At 69.4% G+C, this 2,491-nt stretch carries 4 protein-coding genes; all 4 read right to left on the reverse strand.

Features of this window, described 5'->3' with window-relative positions; genetic code table 11:
- Positions 1 to 103 precede the first annotated feature (103 nt).
- Positions 104 to 439 (reverse strand): hypothetical protein, encoded by a 336-nt coding sequence (locus tag VFF46_RS23860; protein WP_325039425.1) that lies wholly within the window; start codon positions 437 to 439, stop codon positions 104 to 106.
- A 78-nt stretch (positions 440 to 517) separates the two neighbouring features.
- Entirely contained in the window at positions 518 to 742 is a 225-nt protein-coding gene (infA, locus tag VFF46_RS23865; protein ID WP_325039426.1) for a translation initiation factor IF-1, read from the reverse strand.
- A gap of 2 nt (positions 743 to 744) precedes the next feature.
- Positions 745 to 1,500, reverse strand: coding sequence for a GNAT family N-acetyltransferase (locus tag VFF46_RS23870; protein ID WP_325039427.1), 756 nt, complete (start codon positions 1,498 to 1,500; stop codon positions 745 to 747).
- Positions 1,501 to 1,698: 198 nt separating this feature from the next.
- The coding region (locus VFF46_RS23875; RefSeq protein WP_325039428.1) for a right-handed parallel beta-helix repeat-containing protein at positions 1,699 to 2,491 on the reverse strand (793 nt) is incomplete at its 5' end.

Below are 2,491 nucleotides of genomic sequence, written 5' to 3' on the forward strand. Positions count from 1 at the left end.
GGGCGGGTGCTGGCCGTCCGCGCCGCCGACGTACCCGAAGGCGCCGCGGTCGCGGCGATCTTCAGGTACCCCGTTTAGAGTTTTCCCGTCTAGGGGTTCCCGTCTAGAGCGGGCGGAGGTTCTTGCCGGGCACCCAGGCGAGCTCGCCGTCCTTGCCCCGGAACTTGCCGATCCACTCGCCGTTGTCCCGGATCCAGCCCTCCAGGTCGCCGGTGGACCAGGTGGCCCGCTCCACCGGCTGACCGGGCTCGATCCGCCGGACGTCGTCCGCGGCCCGCGGGCCGTGTGCGTCGTACTGCATGTCGAGGTCGAAGGCGAGCTCGCGCGCCCGCGCCTCGCCGTCGATACCTGTCGCACGCCACCCGTTGACCGCACCGTCCCAGACGCCGAACCTGTTGGATCCGTCGTCGGACGGCCGAACCGTGAACCGACCAAACATGTTTTCAGATTAACGCCTGATCGAACACATGTTCTAGTCTTGATCGGGACGGGAGGTTGTGTGATGGATGACAGTTCTTCAGTTCCGGTAGCGGAAGATGATCCGGCCCCGGTCCAGGTCGTAGGGGCTGAGTTCCACCAGGACGCGGTCCTCGAGGACGATCTTGATGTAGTTCTTCCGAATCTTGCCGCTGATGTGCGCCAGCACCTTGTGGCCGTTGCCGAGCTCGACCCGGAAGGTGGCGTTCCGGAGGCACTCGACGACGATGCCCTCGACCTCGATACCGCCTGCTGTTCTGGGCATGGTCAGGCCCTCCCGCTGACGAGTTCGAGACTGCGGCCGGTGCGCCGGCCGATCCCTTCGAACAGGGCCATCGCGGCGGTGTTGGTCTCGTCGACCTCCGCGGTGGCCTCGGAGCTCAGGGCGTGGCTCAGCAGGGCTCGGGCGATGCCCTGCCGTTGTTCGGCGGCCAGGACGGCGACCAGCCCGATCCGCGGGCGCCGGGTCCGGGTCGCCAGCCGGAGCAGCCCGACGTACCGGCCGTCCCGGACCGCCACCGTGTACTTCGACGGGTCGAGCGGCCGCGTTCCGCCCTGCCAGGGCAGGACTTCCGCAGGCATGGTGTGCCAGCCGGGGCCGGCCTCGACCTCGGCGCGGATCGCCCGGTCCAGCGCGCGCAACGGCGCCGCGTCGGCGGTGGTGATGGTCACCCCGTCGGGCACGGTCGCCGCGTGCGGTCCGGCCGGTACGACGAACTCGGACTCGCGGCGCCCGATCACGAAGCCGGCGCGTTCCCAGGCGGCCGTCAGGTCGCGGTCGGTCTCGTCGACCACGGTGTATCGCGGTGCCGGCTGATCGGCCAGCATCGCGACGGCGAGCCGGTCGAAGACGGCGTCCTGCCAGGTGTCGATGCTGAGGAAGGTCCGGCCGTCGAGCCGCCGCGACGCGTACCCGCGCCCGACGGTCAGGTCGTCCTGGACCGCGTGCCACTGGTTCTCGGCGACCCGGGAGACCGTGACCGGCCGGGCCCCGAGGCCTGGCGTGGAAGGCAAGGAGTTCATAGGTGTTTCCCTTCGGGAGCTTGTCTCGGCGCTCCCGACGACACCTACGTCAATCGCCCGCCCGTGACCACGAGAGGGGGAGCACCCACTGCGCTGCAACGTTCATGGGGGCCTCACCTCCAACTGTGCTGTCACGGACGACGGAACGGTACCAGCGACGTGACCCCGCCGGTCAACCGGTTTTCGCGCGCCGCGGGATCAGCGCTGGAACTCGTACGCACCGAGGTCGTCGTACCGGCGCGGTCCCTCGGCGAAGGTGTTGCCGGCCGCGGGGTCGTCGACGCGCGGCCGGCCCAGGATGTCGGTCGGCTGTGCTCCGGAGACGCCCGAGTGGCCGCGGTCGATCGCCGCCGAGCCGGCCCCGATCCGGAGGTTCCAGGTCGACGGGGACACGAACCGCGGGTCGGCCTGCACTCCGTGTCCCTCCTGGTGGGTCGCGGTCCGCATCGCGGCCAGGCTCGTGTACGTCGTACCGAACGCGTACATCGTCCCCCTCGTGGTCAGCCAGACGAGGTTGTGGTCCACGGTCGTCGAGGCTGGTGCGGAGTCCCAGATGCCGATGTTGCCGGCCCGCCGCGAGCAGGCGATGCCGTTGTAGGCCGGGTAGACGGCGTTGTCGGCCGCGAGGTTGTTGTAGACCAGGTAGTTGCCGGAGGTGCCCTCGACGTTGATGCCGGTCGTGCAGTTGCGGTAGACGGTGTTGCTGATCAGCCGGCCGCCGGTGACGTTGAGGTCGTCGATGCCGTGGTCGCCGTTGTCGTACGTGACGTTCAGTGCGGCCAGGTTGTCGTTGCCGCCGGGGTAGAACTGGATGCCGGAGTCCTCGTTGTCGTGGGTGACGTTGCGCAGCACGGTGTTGCCGGCGCTGGTGACGTCGATGCCGTTGGCGTTGCGGCGCCAGCCCTCGGCGTTGAAGTTGGCCGCGTTCCCCGAGACCACGATGCCGGTGGAGCCCGAGGTGACCAGGATGCCGGTGCCGTGGTTGTTGTGC

This window comes from Kribbella sp. (genome assembly GCF_035655035.1).
Taxonomy (GTDB): domain Bacteria; phylum Actinomycetota; class Actinomycetes; order Propionibacteriales; family Kribbellaceae; genus Kribbella.

Excerpts from the sequence above, each read along its gene's own strand:
- VFF46_RS23870 (WP_325039427.1), bottom strand. The coding sequence starts at position 1,500 with ATGAACTCCTTGCCTTCCACGCCAGGCCTCGGGGCCCGGCCGGTCACG.
- VFF46_RS23860 (WP_325039425.1), bottom strand. The coding sequence starts at position 439 with ATGTTTGGTCGGTTCACGGTTCGGCCGTCCGACGACGGATCCAACAGG.
- infA (WP_325039426.1), bottom strand. The coding sequence starts at position 742 with ATGCCCAGAACAGCAGGCGGTATCGAGGTCGAGGGCATCGTCGTCGAG.